Source organism: Bacillus tianshenii (assembly GCA_020524525.2).
GTDB lineage: Bacteria > Bacillota > Bacilli > Bacillales > Bacillaceae_N > Bacillus_AV.
In genome coordinates, this window is record CP129018.1 from 147,333 (window position 1) to 164,503 (window position 17,171).

At 38.6% G+C, this 17,171-nt stretch carries 18 protein-coding genes and 1 pseudogene; 12 read left to right on the top strand and 7 right to left on the bottom strand.

The genetic code is table 11. The features are described 5' to 3' along the window. Nucleotides 1-17: 17 nt before the first annotated feature. Complete coding sequence (fumC, locus tag LC040_00655; GenBank protein WLR53158.1) at nt 18-1,406, top strand: class II fumarate hydratase; 1,389 nt, start codon at nt 18-20, stop codon at nt 1,404-1,406. 58 nt (nt 1,407-1,464) lie between these two features. Here the strand turns inward: fumC and LC040_00660 are convergent, their stop codons facing one another. Continuing rightward, nucleotides 1,465-1,680, bottom strand: coding sequence for an alpha/beta-type small acid-soluble spore protein (locus tag LC040_00660; GenBank protein WLR51449.1), 216 nt, complete (start codon nt 1,678-1,680; stop codon nt 1,465-1,467). A gap of 246 nt (nt 1,681-1,926) precedes the next feature. Here LC040_00660 and LC040_00665 point away from each other — a divergent pair, with 246 nt between their 5' ends. Further along, entirely contained in the window at nt 1,927-2,175 is a 249-nt protein-coding gene (locus tag LC040_00665; GenBank protein WLR51450.1) for a hypothetical protein, read from the top strand. A 320-nt stretch (nt 2,176-2,495) separates the two neighbouring features. Next, complete coding sequence (locus LC040_00670) at nt 2,496-2,756, top strand: metal-sensitive transcriptional regulator (protein ID WLR51451.1); 261 nt, start codon at nt 2,496-2,498, stop codon at nt 2,754-2,756. Between the two features lie 144 nt (nt 2,757-2,900). Here LC040_00670 and LC040_00675 read toward each other — a convergent pair. The 3 genes and pseudogenes from LC040_00675 to LC040_00685 all read right to left on the bottom strand — a co-directional run bounded on the left by LC040_00675 (nt 2,901) and on the right by LC040_00685 (nt 4,816). Further along, nucleotides 2,901-4,221: pseudogene (locus LC040_00675) on the bottom strand (IS1182 family transposase). 161 nt (nt 4,222-4,382) lie between these two features. Further along, nucleotides 4,383-4,553, bottom strand: coding sequence for a hypothetical protein (locus tag LC040_00680; protein WLR51452.1), 171 nt, complete (start codon nt 4,551-4,553; stop codon nt 4,383-4,385). Nucleotides 4,554-4,612: 59 nt separating this feature from the next. Then, entirely contained in the window at nt 4,613-4,816 is a 204-nt protein-coding gene (locus tag LC040_00685) for a DUF5342 family protein (GenBank protein WLR51453.1), read from the bottom strand. A 154-nt stretch (nt 4,817-4,970) separates the two neighbouring features. Between LC040_00685 and LC040_00690 the strand changes: the two genes are divergently transcribed. From LC040_00690 to LC040_00710, 5 genes are all read left to right on the top strand, one after another. After that, nucleotides 4,971-6,107, top strand: coding sequence for a DUF445 family protein (locus LC040_00690; protein ID WLR51454.1), 1,137 nt, complete (start codon nt 4,971-4,973; stop codon nt 6,105-6,107). Nucleotides 6,108-6,219: 112 nt separating this feature from the next. Next, nucleotides 6,220-6,579 (top strand): YlbF family regulator, encoded by a 360-nt coding sequence (locus LC040_00695; GenBank protein WLR51455.1) that lies wholly within the window; start codon nt 6,220-6,222, stop codon nt 6,577-6,579. A gap of 136 nt (nt 6,580-6,715) precedes the next feature. Next, nucleotides 6,716-7,579, top strand: a complete 864-nt coding sequence (locus tag LC040_00700) for a Cof-type HAD-IIB family hydrolase (protein ID WLR51456.1) — start codon at nt 6,716-6,718, stop codon at nt 7,577-7,579. A 144-nt stretch (nt 7,580-7,723) separates the two neighbouring features. Further along, entirely contained in the window at nt 7,724-9,214 is a 1,491-nt protein-coding gene (locus LC040_00705; protein WLR51457.1) for a coproporphyrinogen III oxidase, read from the top strand. A gap of 97 nt (nt 9,215-9,311) precedes the next feature. Continuing rightward, nucleotides 9,312-9,737, top strand: coding sequence for a hypothetical protein (locus LC040_00710; protein ID WLR51458.1), 426 nt, complete (start codon nt 9,312-9,314; stop codon nt 9,735-9,737). On the opposite strand, the gene LC040_00715 is transcribed toward LC040_00710, so the two are convergent. The 3 genes from LC040_00715 to LC040_00725 all read right to left on the bottom strand — a co-directional run bounded on the left by LC040_00715 (nt 9,734) and on the right by LC040_00725 (nt 12,385). Next, the gene (locus LC040_00715) at nt 9,734-10,849 is read right to left on the bottom strand and encodes a hypothetical protein (protein WLR51459.1); all 1,116 of its coding nucleotides are present in this window, start codon (nt 10,847-10,849) and stop codon (nt 9,734-9,736) included. The two genes, LC040_00710 and LC040_00715, sit on opposite strands and share 4 nt — an antisense overlap. A 17-nt stretch (nt 10,850-10,866) precedes the next feature. Continuing rightward, entirely contained in the window at nt 10,867-11,886 is a 1,020-nt protein-coding gene (locus tag LC040_00720; GenBank protein ID WLR51460.1) for a Nif3-like dinuclear metal center hexameric protein, read from the bottom strand. Nucleotides 11,887-12,010: 124 nt separating this feature from the next. Next, nucleotides 12,011-12,385 (bottom strand): Na-translocating system protein MpsC family protein, encoded by a 375-nt coding sequence (locus LC040_00725; protein ID WLR51461.1) that lies wholly within the window; start codon nt 12,383-12,385, stop codon nt 12,011-12,013. A gap of 337 nt (nt 12,386-12,722) precedes the next feature. On the opposite strand from LC040_00725, the gene brnQ reads away from it, so the two are divergent. The 4 genes from brnQ to purU all read left to right on the top strand — a co-directional run bounded on the left by brnQ (nt 12,723) and on the right by purU (nt 17,158). After that, nucleotides 12,723-14,060, top strand: a complete 1,338-nt coding sequence (gene brnQ / locus LC040_00730) for a branched-chain amino acid transport system II carrier protein (protein WLR51462.1) — start codon at nt 12,723-12,725, stop codon at nt 14,058-14,060. Between the two features lie 138 nt (nt 14,061-14,198). Further along, complete coding sequence (locus tag LC040_00735) at nt 14,199-15,302, top strand: CoA transferase (GenBank protein WLR51463.1); 1,104 nt, start codon at nt 14,199-14,201, stop codon at nt 15,300-15,302. Continuing rightward, nucleotides 15,269-16,093: an enoyl-CoA hydratase gene (locus LC040_00740; GenBank protein ID WLR51464.1), complete on the top strand. Its 825-nt coding sequence runs from the start codon at nt 15,269-15,271 to the stop codon at nt 16,091-16,093. Before LC040_00735 ends, LC040_00740 begins: the two co-directional genes overlap by 34 nt. A gap of 159 nt (nt 16,094-16,252) precedes the next feature. Then, nucleotides 16,253-17,158 carry a formyltetrahydrofolate deformylase gene (gene purU / locus LC040_00745; GenBank protein ID WLR51465.1) on the top strand — a complete coding sequence of 302 codons (906 nt, stop codon included), beginning with the start codon at nt 16,253-16,255 and terminating at the stop codon, nt 17,156-17,158. The last annotated feature ends 13 nt before the right edge of the window (nt 17,159-17,171 follow it).

Here is a 17,171-nt window from a genome sequence, read left to right on the forward strand (position 1 = left end):
ATGAAGGAGGATGGATGATGGATTATCGGGTTGAGAAAGATACGATTGGTGAAATTAAAGTTCCTGCAGATAAATTATGGGGAGCGCAGACACAAAGAAGTAGTGAAAACTTTAACATCGGGCAAGAGACAATGCCATTAGAAGTTATTCGAGCAATGGCAGTGTTAAAGAAAAGTGCTGCGCTTGCTAATGAGCAGCTTGATAAGATTGAAAAAGAAAAAGCAGACGCTATTGTGGCTGCAGCTGATGAGGTTATTGAAGGGAAATGGGATGACCATTTTCCACTTCGTGTGTGGCAAACAGGTAGCGGGACACAAACAAATATGAACGTGAATGAAGTGATTGCCCGCAGAGGGAATCAAATTCTTGAGGAAAAAGGAAGTAAAACACGTCTACATCCGAATGATGATATCAATCGTTCGCAAAGTTCAAACGATACCTTTCCTACAGCAATGCATATTGCTGGCGTAATGGCTGTAGAGAATCATCTGTTGCCTACTATTACGAAGCTACGCCAGACTATTGACAAGAAAAGCGATGAATATAGCGATATCATTAAGACTGGCCGTACACACCTTCAAGATGCAACACCACTTACACTTGGACAAGAAATGAGTGGTTGGTCGCGTATGCTTGAAAAAAGTGAAACAATGATTAAAAACAGCTTGGAAATGATGCGTGAACTTGCAATTGGAGGAACTGCAGTTGGCACTGGATTGAATGCTCATCCTCAATTTGGAGCAATTACTGCGCGTGAAATTAGTAAGTTTACGAAAACAAATTTTATTTCTGCACCAAATAAATTTCATGCATTGACAAGTCATGATGAAATTGTTCATGTTCATGGTGCACTTAAGGCGCTGGCAGCAGACTTTATGAAAATTGCTAATGATGTTCGCTGGCTTGCAAGTGGACCGAGGTGTGGGATTGGAGAAATCAACATTCCAGCTAATGAGCCAGGGAGCTCAATTATGCCAGGGAAGGTGAATCCTACACAAAGTGAAGCTGCTACGATGGTAGCAACCCAAGTAATGGGGAATGATGCTGCAATCGGTATTGGAGCAAGTCAAGGGAATTTTGAATTAAACGTCTTTAAACCAGTAATTATTTACAACTTCCTGCAATCTGTGCGTCTCTTAACCGATTCAATTGTTTCTTTCCATGACCGTTGTGTAATTGGAATTGAGCCAAATCAAGAAAAGATTGACCAATACTTACGGGATTCTTTAATGCTTGTCACTGCACTGAACCCACATATTGGCTATGAAAAAGCAGCGGAGATTGCAAAGCTTGCACACAAAGAAAATTTAACCTTAAAAGAAGCAACATTGAAAACGGGTTATTTAACAGAAGAGCAGTTTGAAGAAATAGTTGACCCATCAAAAATGGTTGGACCAAAAGAATAATAAAAGCTTTTGAAAACCCCAAGCAGAATGCTTGGGGTTTTGTATCCATGATATTTAATTATTGTTGTTGGTAACCGTTCATTTGTTGCTCAGCCATTTGAACAAGGCGCTTTGTAATTTCTCCTCCAACTGAACCGTTAGCACGAGAAGTTGCATCAGGACCAAGTTGTACGCCAAATTCTTGAGCGATTTCATATTTCATTTGGTCAATCGCTTGTTGTACACCAGGTACTACTAATTCGTTAGTGTTGTTGCGGTTTGATTGATTTTGCATATCTTTCCACTCCTTTGTTGAAGGTTTTTTAATTTGGTTGGGTCAACTGGAATTGCACCAGTGAAGCGGAAGCTCCGCTTGCCTTCTTGGCTTTGCCCCAATGGAATGTTGCTGTGTCATTAACTATCATGCCTCTATTTTATAAAGTTATGTTGTTAATTTATGGGTATAATGATTGGTGTTTGTATAGCTTAAGATTGGTTACGGAAAAATGAAAAGAAGACAACATAAAAGGAGTGTAAAACAGTGTCTTTATGCCCGATCTGTAACCAACTTCGAGAAATGCACTTTCATTGTTCGTCCTGTAAGCAAGAAATGCAGGATCGTGGAAGAGTCATGGATTTATTTGATGATTATAGTGCCTATTTGCCAATTGATATGATGAAAATGGTTGATGGTATTCCTAATGATCTTAGTGAAGAAAAATGCCCTCACCTTTTTTATTGTGAGCCGTGCAACAATCAAAAGGTGATGCTTATTAGAGAAGAAAAATAATTGACGTTCTTATAATTACATGCTAATATCCATAATACCAAGTAAAATAGTAAGAAAAGATGGATTTATAACCCTGAGTTATTTTTGAAAGCCCTCAGGAGGAAAGAATGAAGCAATTTTCAGGGAAGTTTATTACTATAAACGGATTGTACAAAAAAACATAGGAATTTTGTTTTAAATATTTGTTGAAATGCGTTATAATGAAAGTACGTACACGGGTATATGGAATGCCCGTTGTATGGGATGTGTCGATATCCAAGCTTTCACATAGATGAAATATAGGTTACGCTTAATAAAAGAGTTAGAAAGGGTGTATCGAAATGGAATATCCTCAAGATATGAAGAATCGTCTTAAGCGAATAGAAGGACAAGTTCGTGGTGTGCTGCGAATGATGGAAGAAGATAAAGATTGTAAAGACGTTATTACTCAACTTTCAGCAGCGCGGTCAGCGATTGACAGGGCAATTGGTTACATTGTGGCGAAAAACCTTGAATCCTGTATCCGCACTCAAGCTGATAAAGGTGAAAGCGCTGAAGATGTAATTAATGAAGCAGTACAAATGATTGTAAAGAGTCGCTAAATGAAATGGCTTCGCTATAGAGCGAAGCCATCAGCTTGTAGAGAAACCCTGTGTTTTTCTACAAGCTTTTTTCATGACTTTTTAAAATAGGATGATTTTTACTCTATAGAAGTGAGGATTTGAAAGAAAAATACTCCCCTTCACCTATCCATTCTGTCTGGATAGGTGAAGGGCAATCTTTTTCATGTTCTGGCAGGCAGCTGTAAGTAATGCCTGCTCTTTTACATTTTCCAATCCCCTCAACCTGCAATAGCGAAGCCCATGCAGTTCTTTTGAATCTGCGAAGCTTCGCTCAACGGTTTCTCTTCTTTTTTGTGTAATCACTTTTCCTTCTTTGGATAAGCGATTTCGTCGGATTTGTTCTTTTCGGTCCTCCCACATGTGTCGGGTGAGAACCTTTTGATGATTTTTAGACCGTGTACAGCTTTCAAGTAATGAACACTCTTCACACTTTTTGGATCGGATTTGTATTCGCGGTACCCTTCTCTTGTAGTGGTGCGATAGGTTAACGTTTCTCCTGTGGACATACATAAACATTTCGTTCTTCATCAAATTTAAATTTCCACTTTGGCATAAGTCCTTTCGTCGAACTGTACCGACGATGAGCAATGACTCCAAAAATGTTACGGTCAGTTAACCCCTTACAAATCGGCATTGTTAAGTAACCAGCGTCCAGTCCCACACCTTCTAAATCAAAGCCAAACTTTTCAACCTGTAGGTCTAACCGATTCAAATAAGGAACAGAATCGTGAAGGTTGCCTGGAGTGACATGAACATCGGTAATCACATTATATTTCAGGTCAGTCGTTCTATGATCTAAATAAAAGAACCCTTCTGGCTTATTCTCACGGTATAGGTAACCACTCTCAGGATCCGTCTTACTAACGCGGATCGTTTTTGTTTCTTTCACCTCCTCTTTCGGTTTAAGGGGCTTTTTTCCATTCTGGATCCGATCCTCTTCCACAGCTTTGTTAAGTTCATCAATATAATCCCGTGTTTCTTCTTCTACTTCTTCCCGTGTAAATTGGTGTCGGTTGGCATTTGCCTTCAAATGAGTCGAATCCGTAAACAGCACTCGACCACCGACCATACGATGACTCATCGCTTGATGAACGATTTCATCAAAAATGTCTTGAAAAACCGTTGTGCCTTTGAATCGTGTACGCCGATTCCAACTAATCGTTGAATGGTGAGGAACCTTATCATTTAGATGAAGCCCTAAAAACCATCGGTAAGCGACATTTGTCTGAATTTCACGTTCAAGCTGACGTTCGGAACGAATACCATAAAAATAGCCGATAAACATCATTTTGAAAAGAACGAGAGGATCGAGAGAGGGACGCCCATTATCTTCGCAATAATAAGGACGAACTTTTTCAAGGATAAAGGAGAAATCAATATATTTATCAATTTTTCGTAAGAGATGGTCTTCTGGGACTAGCTCTTCAATATGTACAAACTCCATTTCGTATTGTCGGTCTTTATTTGTATGAAACAACCTTATCACCGCCTGTATCTTCATTTACATCTATTATAACAAATTAACGCGGTAATAAGGTAAAAAAACAGGCTGTCGAGACTTTCTCGACAGCCTGATGGCTTCGCTATAGAGCGAAGCCATTTTTCTTATTTATGCGGAGGTTCTTCTTCTGTTAGATCAACTGCTTCTTCGATTTGGGCGTATGGATAGCGGTCTACGACAGTACCGCCTGCAAGGCCTTCATTTAGCATACGGTCAACATCTAAATATGCTTCACGTCGTCCTTCATAGTCTAAATCTTTACGTCCCTTTTCCATCGTCATCCCTCCTTGTTATTAGGATGACTTTTTTTTATTGAAATTATAGGTTGAAAAAATTACTCGTAGACGTGAAAGAGCATTAATTCATGTAATTGCGAGCGGAGTTTTTCGATATCTTTTTCACCTGGAGCAGGCTGATGCCATTCGATTCTACCATCACGATGATAAATGCCACTGTAGCGTGTGCCCTGGTAAAAGAAAGAAAAGCTCCAGCCAGCAAGACCTTTGCTGCGTTCTTTATATTGAAAATGTGAGATCAAGTTTATATCCTCCTCATGTATTGGTAAGTCATATTCTTCTTATAATTTAACATAAACGCTATTTTTTATCTTTTATCAAAGTGGCAAATGATGACGTTCACTAAAAATATTGATATGATAAGTAAGAATATATTGCAATGGAAGGTAGATGGAAATGGAGCTTTTTGTACTAATTGCTATTATGGCGATTATTGGGGCGGCAATAGGGGGATTAACAAATTCACTTGCTATTAAAATGTTGTTCCGACCATACCGTCCAATCTATATAGGGAAGAAACGACTTCCTTTCACACCTGGACTAATTCCGAAGCGGAGAGAAGAACTTGCTGTTCAACTCGGAAAAATGGTTGTCGAACATTTACTAACACCTGAAAGTATCCGACGGAAATTTCATGATAATGCATTCCGTAAAGACATGGTTGGCTGGGCGCAAAATGAAGTAATGCGCTTGTTAAGAAGTGAAAAAACAGTGGTCGAATGGGCTGAACGATTTGGTGCTGACAGCCTGTCAGAAAAAGCAGAACAAAAAATTGAGCTCTTTATTGACTCGCGTTATGAAAAAGCGATGAAGCAGCTGCGTGAACAAACGTTGCAAGAGGTGTTACCCGCTGATATTATCCAAAGAGCACAAGGGAAAATTCCGATTGTTTCAGATTATATTTTAAATAAAGCAATTACTTATTTTGAAAGTGATGAAGGGTACGATAAATTACGGGAAATGATTGAAGCATTTCTTGAAAATCAAGGTAAGCTCGGGAATATGCTCGCAATGTTTGTCGATAATGATACATTGACGAGAAAAGCACAGCCAGAGGTTGTGAAATTTCTTAAGCATGAAGGTACGAAAGATACGTTGGTTGCATTGCTTTCATCAGAATGGGAAAAAGTACAGGAGTGGCATGTTGCAAAAATAGAAACATGGATTGGTCCTGAGCGAGCAAAACGATTTCTTAAAGAACAAGCAAGAAAACACCTTCCTGTTCGCGATTGGTTCAATCGTCCATTGAATGAATATACCGCACCTTATGAGCAGCGGATTCTTGAAGACGTGGTGCCAAGGGCGATTGAAATGGGCGGAGAGTTTATTGCAGAACGGATTGAATTGATGATGGAACGTCTGCATATTGCTCAAATCGTTCAACACCAAGTTGAGACATTTTCCGTTGACCGCCTTGAAGAAATGGTTCTTTCCATTTCTAGGCGTGAATTTAAGATGATCACATATTTAGGAGCACTTCTTGGAGGGTTAATTGGGGTTGTTCAAGGGATAATTGTCCTTCTTATTCGATGAAATGTGCGTTTATACTGAAAGTTTTTGCTGGATTTGTTATAGTGGGGAAGGAATGAATCTTTCATCGGTTAAAAGTATGGTGAGAGAAATAGATTTAGAAGGGTGATAAGGCATGGCAAATTTATACGATGTGGCATACGATTTGGAAAAAGCCATCCGAGAAAGCGAAGATTTCAAACAGTTAAAGCAAGTTTATGAAGAGGTGAACAACGACGAGTCATCTCGCAAAATGTTTGAAAACTTCCGTGACCTACAATTAGAGCTTCAACGTAAGCAAATGCAAGGTGAGCAAATTACAGAAGAAGAGGTACAGAAAGCACAGCAATCTGTACAGCTCGTTCAACAACACGAGAAAATTTCTAAATTAATGGAAATGGAACAACGCATGAGCATGGTTGTGAATGATTTAAATAAAATCATCATGAAGCCGCTTGAAGAAATGTACGGCACACCTGATGAAAACCAACAATAATTGAATTGAAAAACTCCTCGTTCTTTAGAATGGGGAGTTTTCTTTGTATAAATCTTGAAGCTTGGTTCTATTTACTTTTATCTCCTCATATTTTGAAATTAAAGGCTGCAAAGTTTGTCTATGAGGAGGATACAACATGGTATATCGCTTGCTTGCCGTTAATATTGATGGAACACTTCTAAAGTCAAATGGTCGATTATCTCGCGTTGCAAAAGATGCGATTGAATATGTGAAGGCAAAAGGTGTATATGTAACACTTGTAACAAATCGAAATTTTCCATCTGCAAAAAAGGTTGCAAAAGCATTAAAGCTTGATAATGTGCTTATCACTCACAGTGGTGCAATTATTGGTTCATCACTTGAGCAGCTTTCGTATGAACAGCGTTTAACAGAAGAACAGACATTTGATTTAGTGCAAGTGCTTGAGAATTTCTCCTGTCATATTCGTCTTCTTCACGAACGTTATTCAGTAGGAAACCGTATTAAACAAAAGAATAACTTAATTGCGAAGGCAGTGCTCGGTTCAGGTGATCCGTTATTTTATCCATTACAATTTGTTGAATCACTCGGTGATCATTTACGTGATAATCCAGTTGCAGCTCCAAAAATTGAGCTTCATTTTACAGAGACAGAAGATATGGAAGAAGTTGAGCACATTTTGCATGAGACGTTTCCAGAAGTAAGAATAACGAAGGTTAATCATTCTAAAATGGAGCTTACGAATCCAAAAGCAACGAAACTGAATGGTCTTCAATTACTTGGGGAGCAATTAGGAATTGGACTGAATGAAATGGTTGTTATTGGTGATGGGCTTGATGACATTCCAATGATTACAGCAGCTGGCCTCGGGGTTGCAATGGGAAATGCGCCTGAGGAAGTAAAGTATGCTGCTGATTGGATTACACGCAACAATGATCAAAATGGCTTATCTTATATGGTAAGAGAAAACTTCCGAAAGCAAATGAACGTAAAAGTGGTAAAGAAAAATTTAAAACGATAAAAAAGGACGAAATCTCCTTATTGAAGGCTGTGGCGAGAAAGTATGTGCCGCGGCTTTTTTGTGCTTTAAACAATATTGACGTCTTGTTTTCTTTTCCGTTAAACTGTAGAAGCAATTTGACAGAAAAAAGCAGGTGAAAAGAAAATGAAAATCATGATAACTGGCTTAGAAGAACAAATATATACTCATACAATCGAAACAATTTCTAATTTATTTTATGAAAAGCCGGAAATTATGTTTGGAGTAATGGAGAAGCCTGATTTAACAATTGCTTTTACTTCGGAAGGGAAGGACCAAGCAAAGGTTTCAGGCATATTAACAGACCAAAAAAATGATGTCGTTTATACGAGTGAATACCCTAAACTTGTAAATGATGATATAGATGATTTAGAAAATCGAAAAGTTTTAAAACACGTGGTTAACCATATTACCTTAACGTTGCTGCAAAAGCTCACAGGTGTTAAACAGCCGTGGGGTACCTTGACAGGTATTCGTCCCACAAAGCTCTATCATCGTTATTTGCAGAAAATGCCTAGAGAAGAAACACAGGAACAACTAAAGGAACGTTTTCTTATTAGTGATGAAAAAATTTCATTAATGGAGAAAATTGTTGACCGTCAGTTGACCGTAATGCCTGACTTATATGAAGTTGCCAATGAGGTGAGCATTTATATCGGTATTCCATTCTGTCCGACGAAATGCGCTTATTGTACGTTTCCGGCGTATGCGATAAATGGTCGTCAAGGCTCTGTCGATGGTTTCCTTGGTGGATTACATTATGAAATAGAGGAAACAGGTCGCTGGCTGAAAGAAAATAATGTGAACATTACAACTGTATATTTTGGCGGCGGTACTCCGACAAGTATTACAGCAGAAGAGATGGACCGTTTGTATGACACGATGTATCGCTCATTTCCAAGCATGGACCGAGTTAGGGAAGTGACAGTTGAAGCAGGCCGTCCTGATACGATCACACCTGAAAAATTACAGGTGTTGAATAAGTGGAACATTGATCGAATCAGCATTAACCCACAAAGCTATATTCAAGAAACACTTAAAGCAATCGGACGCCATCATACGGTTGAGGAAACAATTGAAAAGTTCCACCTTGCTCGTGAAATGGGGATGAATAATATTAACATGGACTTAATTATTGGTCTTCCAGGTGAAGGTGTGAAGGAACTAGAACATACTCTAATTGAAACAGAAAAGCTTATGCCGGAATCTTTAACTGTTCATACCCTTTCTTTTAAACGAGCTTCTGAAATGACAAGAAATAAAGAGAAGTATAAGGTGGCAGACAGTGATGAAATTCAAGAAATGATGAAGCTGGCATCAGAATGGACAGTTGACAAAGGCTACGATCCATATTACTTGTATCGGCAGAAGAACATCCTTGGAAATTTAGAAAATGTCGGCTATGCACTTCCAGGCCAAGAGAGCCTTTATAACATTCTTATTATGGAAGAACAGCAAACGATTCTAGGACTAGGGTGTGGCGCAGCCAGCAAATTCGTCCATCCAGATACACGTAAAATTACCCGCTTTGCAAATCCAAAAGAACCAAAAGTTTATAATGAAAAATTTATTGAGTATACAAATAAAAAACTGGAAAAATTAAATGAACTTTATTAATACAAAAAGCTGCCCCGCTTACTTTTAGGAGGCAGCTTTTGTACGCGTATTGTCGTTTTGTAGTTTGCATATTTTTTATAGAGGGAGGAAGGTTTAGTTGAATAAACTTGGCTTCGAATTAATGTGCAAGCAAACTGTGTCAGTGACACTTGGAGATTGTTTTAAGATGGTTATGGTGATTAATGGAAAAGAAATACGCAGTTCATGTGGAAAAGACATTTATCATGCTTCAGAAATGATTTTGCCAAATCGCATTGTTGCAGCTACAGGAAGAATAAGCTACTCAAACAACAAAACATTTTCTTCCCTGATGCAAAGCTGTTCACCTTGTGTAAGCACTTCTGTATCTAACCACCAAATCAATACATTAGGGATAAAAGTGACTTTTCCGAGCATACATTTTATCGAGTTGCTGAATCACTTTGTTGTAATTGGTTACTGGAATAAAAAGAAATGGCAAACGTGGCTTGATTGTAAGTATGTTCAGTGGAATGATTCAAATCAAATATATGTGACAGTTTAAAGTAAAATAGGTGTAAGGAGATAAACAATGAGAAATGCAGTAACAATACGCATGCAAATGCCTAATACAGCAGCCCCCATTGCTTCTTTTTCATTTAAGTCAGAGTAATTTGCCCAAATAACTGGTATTTGACCGAACACAGAAGAAGCTGGTAGTCCTGATGAAGCTAGAACAAAGGAACCAACAACGAGACGAGGGTCGATTTCGGCAGCTGTTTCTGCAAGCGTTCCCATAGCAAGTGTAGGACTTGCAAGAATCGATAATATCCCTGTTTTCGGATCAATCCCTAGCGCAAAGAGAGCTGAAGAAAGTCCAGATTCGATATAACTCCATACTCCAGCAAATTCGAGTATTCCAATAATCGTAAAAATCGCTGCCACAGCGGGAATGATGAGAAGAAAGAGTAACTCGGCTCCTTCTCTCGCCGCATTAAATAATGTCGGCAATGGACGTGTACTTGGTGTAAAGGTTGGGAGTGCCTTGAAATCTACAGGCTTCACATCACGATAAATGGTTTTCGAAAGAATAAATGGTACAATGAAGAGGGGTGAAAATACGGCAATCATTACGACGATAAATGCATTCGCCCCAACGGTAGTAAGGGCAACAAGGCCGAGCATAAAGGTTGAAAAAGATTGTTGAGATTGAACCATGGTGGCAATAGCAATTTTCTGTTCAGCCTTTGTTGCTTTAGCTCGTACTAATATCGGGCCAGCTATTTTTCCTGCTGCATTAATATCTCCTAATATGTTATAGATGCTTGGAATTATGACGGTTGAGTTAATTTTCATCATTTTAGTGATGGGTACAAACACCCTTACTAATGCATCTGTAAAGCCAAGACGCTCCAAGCTTCGTCCGATGATGACACTTACAATGATGGCGATACCTACTTGTCCTGTAAGGAAGACATCTACAATTACCGGAAATACTTTATCAATGACTGAATTAAATAATCCAGACAATGTGGTTGGCGATATTAACAATGTTAGAATTGACGCAACAACTAACACCAGTCCAAATATTTCTATTTTGGTCCAAGGTTTTTTCTTATGTGGGATTTGGATATTTTCAATCTGCTCTGTTTTTACATTTGCTTTAGCTTCATTCAATGTAAATCGCTCCCTTCTTAAATGTTAACCATTTTTTTATTCAAAAGGTGATTTGAAGCCATATCGCGTGCATATTCTTGCATCGCTGATGTCCCCATCTCAGTAACAGGCATACTGGTTACACGTTCGCGAAATACAACAACCTCAACTTCAGGTAAAAGTGTATCCAGCGCATAAGCGAGAGGAAGCCCATTTTCAAATATTTCTAGAACATGACAGTTGCCAACGATGAAATTCAAACCTAGTTCTGCAGCTGTTTTCACTAATTCATGGTCCTTATATACACGGCTTATTGATGCGAGGACTGTATCAGCTTCAGGGTGTTCTTTAACTGCTTGACGTAAATGTTCCGGTGAGAAACCTGTATGGGGAAAGATATGCAATATATGTTCAACAGGACTGGTTTCTTTCCCAACAAAAATACGTCCTCTTGTTTCAATTGTAGTTTCTTTCAACGAAGCATTATTTCGAATTTCTTGTTCAACCTTCAAAAGCTCTTCATCTTGTGAAGCTCCCATTAAAGTGTTAATTCGATTTAGCATGTCCCCAAGAGTATGAATGCCTTCAATTGTCTTTCCGGCAAATAAAATATTGCCATGTAAACCGCCATAAGCTATATCTACTTTATGAGGAAGGTGTCCATGTAGCAATGGAATACCTGGATGTAAACCGTGAAAAGCTTCGTGTAATTCAAAGACAGCGAGATTATATAAGTCTAAATAGTTTTTTAAAGGGACCCCTCCTGAATTTGCTGCTTCAGCAATAGGATGATGGGCAACAATTGCATCAACACCTGTTGCACCTGCGAGCTCGATAACATTTTCTGTAAGCGTCATTGTAACAGCAAGCTTGTTAACATCTTTCTTTGTATCTCCATAAATCAATCCAGGAATTTCAATGACTTCTTTTCCGATGATATTTGAAGATTTCATCATGACAAAAGGGTGTTTCCCCGACGTAATCTCATCTAATGATTTGACAACCCTCCCACCTGTAATTACATCTAATGCATGCAGAACATCAGAAATTTTTTGCATTTAAATCTCCTCCTTATAAAATAAAAACCGCCAGCACAAAAGATGCAGACTACGCTGCAAAGCTTGTACTGACGGTTGTTTAGCACTCTCATTCTGGAGTTCTTTCGACCAGTCAATCATGTATTTAATTGTCTACCCCAGATAAATATTGATCTGCTTGCTTGTCCAAAATAACGACCGTAATGGAATACTCCGTTTCCGGGTCATAATCTTTCAAAATAGCAAGCACTTTCATATGATAAGTTTCTTCCAGTGTTTCTTTCAGTTGCTTCTTGAATGCATCAATAATTGTAATATCAGTAAGACGGGTAATTAAGCGGTGTTCCTTGTCCAAATATTTGAGAGAAGGAATTCTCTTATGTTCAGCAAGGATCATCACTTTGTCCCCAACAATATCAACCTTTTGACGCTTAACTCCGATGCCAAACATCCTAAGGTTAATATGGTTATACTGTTTAATTAATTCTTGTTTGAAATGTCCAGCTGTTAGTAAACTCATTTGTTTCTCCTTTATTCTACAAAGATAGACAAGAGAAATCAAGTTAGAAAACTAAATTTTCTAATAATTCTGTTTCTAATAATCTAACACAACTTTTATTTAAAAGAAATATGTTTTTTAAATTTTATTACAAATTTGTGAACATAGATGTGTATATGATTGAGTAATTTGCTCAAAACATAATCTAATTGAACTTTTTTAATATATTTAATTTTAAGACTTATATAAATTCATAGACGCATAATTGCTATGTTGATATAATGCATTTTATTATCTATTATTTCCGTTAATGCGGTAAAGCTTCACTGTGAAAATTTAAAAAGATTGGAGAAGAGGAATGAAACAAGAACGTCTATCTTACAAAACACTTATTCTTGTAAGCTTAATGCTGTTTTCGATGTTTTTTGGGGCAGGGAATTTAATCTTTCCAGCTTATTTAGGGTATTCAGCAGGGGAGAATGTTTGGCTGTCTCTTGCGGGCTTTATTACATCTGCTGTAGGGTTTCCGATTTTAGGAGTAATGGCTGTTGCGAAGGCGAAGAGCTTTCATAATTTGGCAAGCCGTGTTCATCCAATGTTTGCACTTCTATTCCCATTAATTATTTATATTTCAATTGGACCGGCTTTGGCAATTCCTCGTGCAAGTACAATTGCGTACGAAATGGGCATGAAACCTTTTCTGTCTAATGGGAATCAAAGCTTCTATTTATTTCTGTACACACTAGTCTTCTTTGGAATTGTTCTTTGGTTTAGTTTAACACCTTCTAAGCTTGTAGACCGTTTTGGGAAAATGTTAACACCAGTTGTATTGTCACTTATCGCAATTGTCTTTTTCAAAAGCATGCTTGGCGCAAGCACTTCCTTTAACGCGCCTTCAGGTTCTTACATAACGAATCCATTGTTTCAAGGTGTATTGGACGGTTATTTAACTATGGATGCTTTGGCTGCACTTGTTTTTGGTATTGTAATTGCCAACGCGCTGCGTTCGAAAGGGTTGAATGATGAGAAGCAGCTTTCTACATATATGGTCGGGGCTGGTGTTGGTGCCGGGATTCTGTTAGCAGTTATCTATGGAATGTTAGCTTATTTAGGAGCGTCAAGAGGTATTGAAGTTCCAGTCGATAACGGAGCGCAAGTATTAACAATCCTAATGAATCAATTATTCGGACAAGCTGGTGTGATGATTCTCGGGTTATTATTTACGCTAGCTTGCTTATGTGTGTCGATTGGTCTTGTGATTTCCTGTAGTCAATATTTTGGGAAATTGGTTCCCTTTATTTCGTATAAAGGCTGGGCATTCATTATTAGTGGCCTAAGCGTGTTAACATCTAACCTAGGATTAAATCAAATTCTCTCTGTCTCTGTGCCGATATTAAGTACAATTTATCCGATGGCCATCGCGTTAATTATTTTAGGATTAATACACAACACAATTAAACGTTTTCCATTCACTTATATAACCACGGTATTAGCTGCCGGACTATTTAGTTTACTTGAAATGATCAATAAAACATTTTTAAGCAACAGTTGGGATAGCTTTCTTTCGGTGATGCCGTTATATCAAGAAGGGGCTGGGTGGGTCGTTCCAGCGCTCATTGGTTTTGTTGTCGGTGTGTTAATCAGTCTTGTGCTGCCTCACTCAAGAAACAAACTTCATAAAGAACAAGCCGCATAGAGACATGCCGTATCACAGGTAGTGGTACGGTATTTTTCATTTTTAAATAATGTGAATTTTCTAATATAAAGCAGGAATTTGTCGTTTTATCGGGAAGTTATGAAGGTGTGTGAAATGAAAAGGGAGTGTGGGAGAAGGATGCTGAAAGGAATTCGGGTATTAGACTTTTCACATTATATTCCTGGTCCTTACGCAACGATGAGACTTGCAGATTTAGGGGCAGAAGTGGTAAAGGTAGAGCCGCTTACAGGAGATTTGGCTCGAACAGTGGGCGGTGTGAAAGAAGAAGTTGGGGTTGTATTTGAAGCAAATAATCGCAGTAAGCAAAGTGTTTCAGTTAATTTAAAGTCAGATGAGGGTCTTGCACAAGTAAAATCATTGATTAAACAAGCTGATGTTTTAGTAGAAAGCTTCCGGCCAGGTGTGATGACAAGGCTTGGAATTGGCTATGAGCAAGTGAAGAATATAAATCCGAATCTCGTTTATTGTTCATTATCAGGCTATGGCCAAAGTGGTAAATTCGCTCATTTAGGTAGTCATGACTTAAATTATATGGCATTATCAGGGATGCTTTCCCAATTAAAAGATACAAGCGGGGCACCGGTGCATCCAACATTGACCTTTGCAGATTTCATAGGTGGACTTGCGGCAAGTGAAGCGATTTTAGCAGCACTTGTACAGAGAGAACGTACAAATGAAGGCGCTTTCCTCGATGCTGCGTTGGCTGATTCCGTCATTGGATTTATGAATACACATGAATTACAAGCAGAGCTCACAGGAAAAACAGCAGGGTTATCACTGTTAGATGGCAGTGTTGTTTGCTACGGTCTTTACAAAGCAAAAGACGACAGATATATCAGTCTTGCGGCATTGGAACCTAAGTTCTGGCAGAATTTCTGTGATGCAGCAGAACGAGAAGATTGGAAAGAACAACAGTTTTCAAAAGCAAATGATGAGAATCCAGCCTATCAAGAAATCAAGCAGTTCTTTCTCAGCAAAACAATGGATGAGTGGACGGAATTTGGCTTAGAGGTTGATTGCTGTATGGCTCCAGTATTAGAGCCTGGTGAGCTGACATCTTCTTTGTATTGCACTGAGCGAATGCTCATTCATCGGGTGAATCCTCAGTTGCTTTACATTGCGACAAGAGCGGGATTGAATTTAGCAGATGTTGAGGATCCTCCAAAATTGGGGGCTCACAATGAAAAATGGCTATCGAAAGAGAAATCATTCAATTCATAAGAAGGCAGGGGTTAGATATGAGTGAGAAGACGGTTTTGTATGTTGAAGAAGGACGAGTAGGCTTGTTAACGTTGAATCGCCCAAATGCATTGAATGCAATGGACACAACAATGTTGGCAGAATTAAAGGAAACATTACATCAAGTAAAAGATAGCAGTATTGATGTGCTGATTGTAACAGGAAGTGGCAAAGGCTTTAGTGCGGGTGGCGACTTAAAGTCTATGCTAAGTAATACAGATAACAGTGGCTTTGAAGACATTATGAGCAATATAAGTGAGATCATAACGACGCTTTATACATTACCGAAGCTTGTCATTAGTGCAGTAAATGGACCTGCTGCTGGGCTTGGTTTTAGCTTGGCTCTTGCGGCTGATGAAGTTATTGCATCCGAAAAAGCGGTTTTGGCGATGAATTTTATTGATATCAGCTTAATTCCAGATGGTGCAGGACACTTCTTTTTGAAACAGCGCTTAAATCCAGTTGAAGCAAAGCAGCTTATTTGGCAAGGTATTAAGATGTCTGCACAAGATGCGAAAGAAAAAGGATTAGTAGATGCTATAGGAGAAAATGCTCTAGATGCAGCCAAACAGCAGGCAGAAGTCTGGCTTGCAAAACCAACAAAAGCGATGATTCAAACAAAGCTTCTCTACGCGAGTCTGATGAAAGATGAGTTAACAGAGGTATTAGCGGCTGAAAAACAAGGTCAATTACAAATGCGACAGACGGCAGACCATCAAGAAGGTGTTCAGGCGTTTTTGGAAAAGCGTAAGCCAGTCTTTAAAGGAGAATAAGGAGAAAGCATCCCTCTTCGTTTTGAACGAACGGATGCTTTTTCTTTTTTACACGTTAAGTCACAAAAGAAATTTCGACGAAAAGTGCGAATAATTCGTCATTATGTGATATAATAGGCGATAAATTTTGCATACATATTTGAGGGTGGAGAGATTTCTATGAGTCAGTTTAGACAACGACGTATTGAGACATTTAAAGAAAAAAATAAAAACCGCGGACGCTTATTAATTGGATGTCCGGACCAACCGGGGATTATAGCGTCTGTATCTAATTTTCTATATGAAAAGGGCGCGAATATTGTTGAATCCAACCAATATACGACTGATCCTGTCGGAGGGTTGTTTTTCTTGCGTATCGAGTTTGAAATTGAAAACTTGGAGGAGCGAGAAGGTGAACTTGAGGAAGCATTTGCTCCTATTGCTGAAAAGTTTTCGATGAATTGGCGAATTAGCTACGCGTACCATATTAAGAAAATGGCAATCTTCGTCTCTAAAGAAGAACATTGCTTGCTTGAATTGCTGTGGGAATGGCAGGCTGGCGAACTAATGGCTGATATTTCATTAGTAATTAGTAACCATGAAATGATGCGTGATACAGTTGAGGCTATGCAAATTCCATATAAATATCTACCAGTTACGAAGGATACAAAAAAGGAAGTTGAACAGCAACAACTAACGATGATGGAAGAACAAGAGATTGAAGTTATTGTTCTTGCACGCTATATGCAAATTCTATCTCCAGATTTCGTTGAAGCACATCCAAACCGCATTATTAATATTCATCATTCATTCTTACCGGCATTCGTTGGAGCCAAGCCTTATGAGCGGGCATATGAACGTGGAGTAAAATTAATTGGTGCGACATCTCATTATGTAACAGATGACTTAGATGAAGGACCGATTATTGAGCAGGATGTTGAACGTGTGAATCATAAAGATCATGCTGAAGATTTGAAACGAATTGGACGCCATGTAGAGCGTTCTGTGCTTGCGCGAGCAGTGAAATGGCATTTGCAAGACCGTGTTATTGTGCATGGAAACAAAACGATTGTGTTTTCAAAGTAAACAAAAAGCAGCC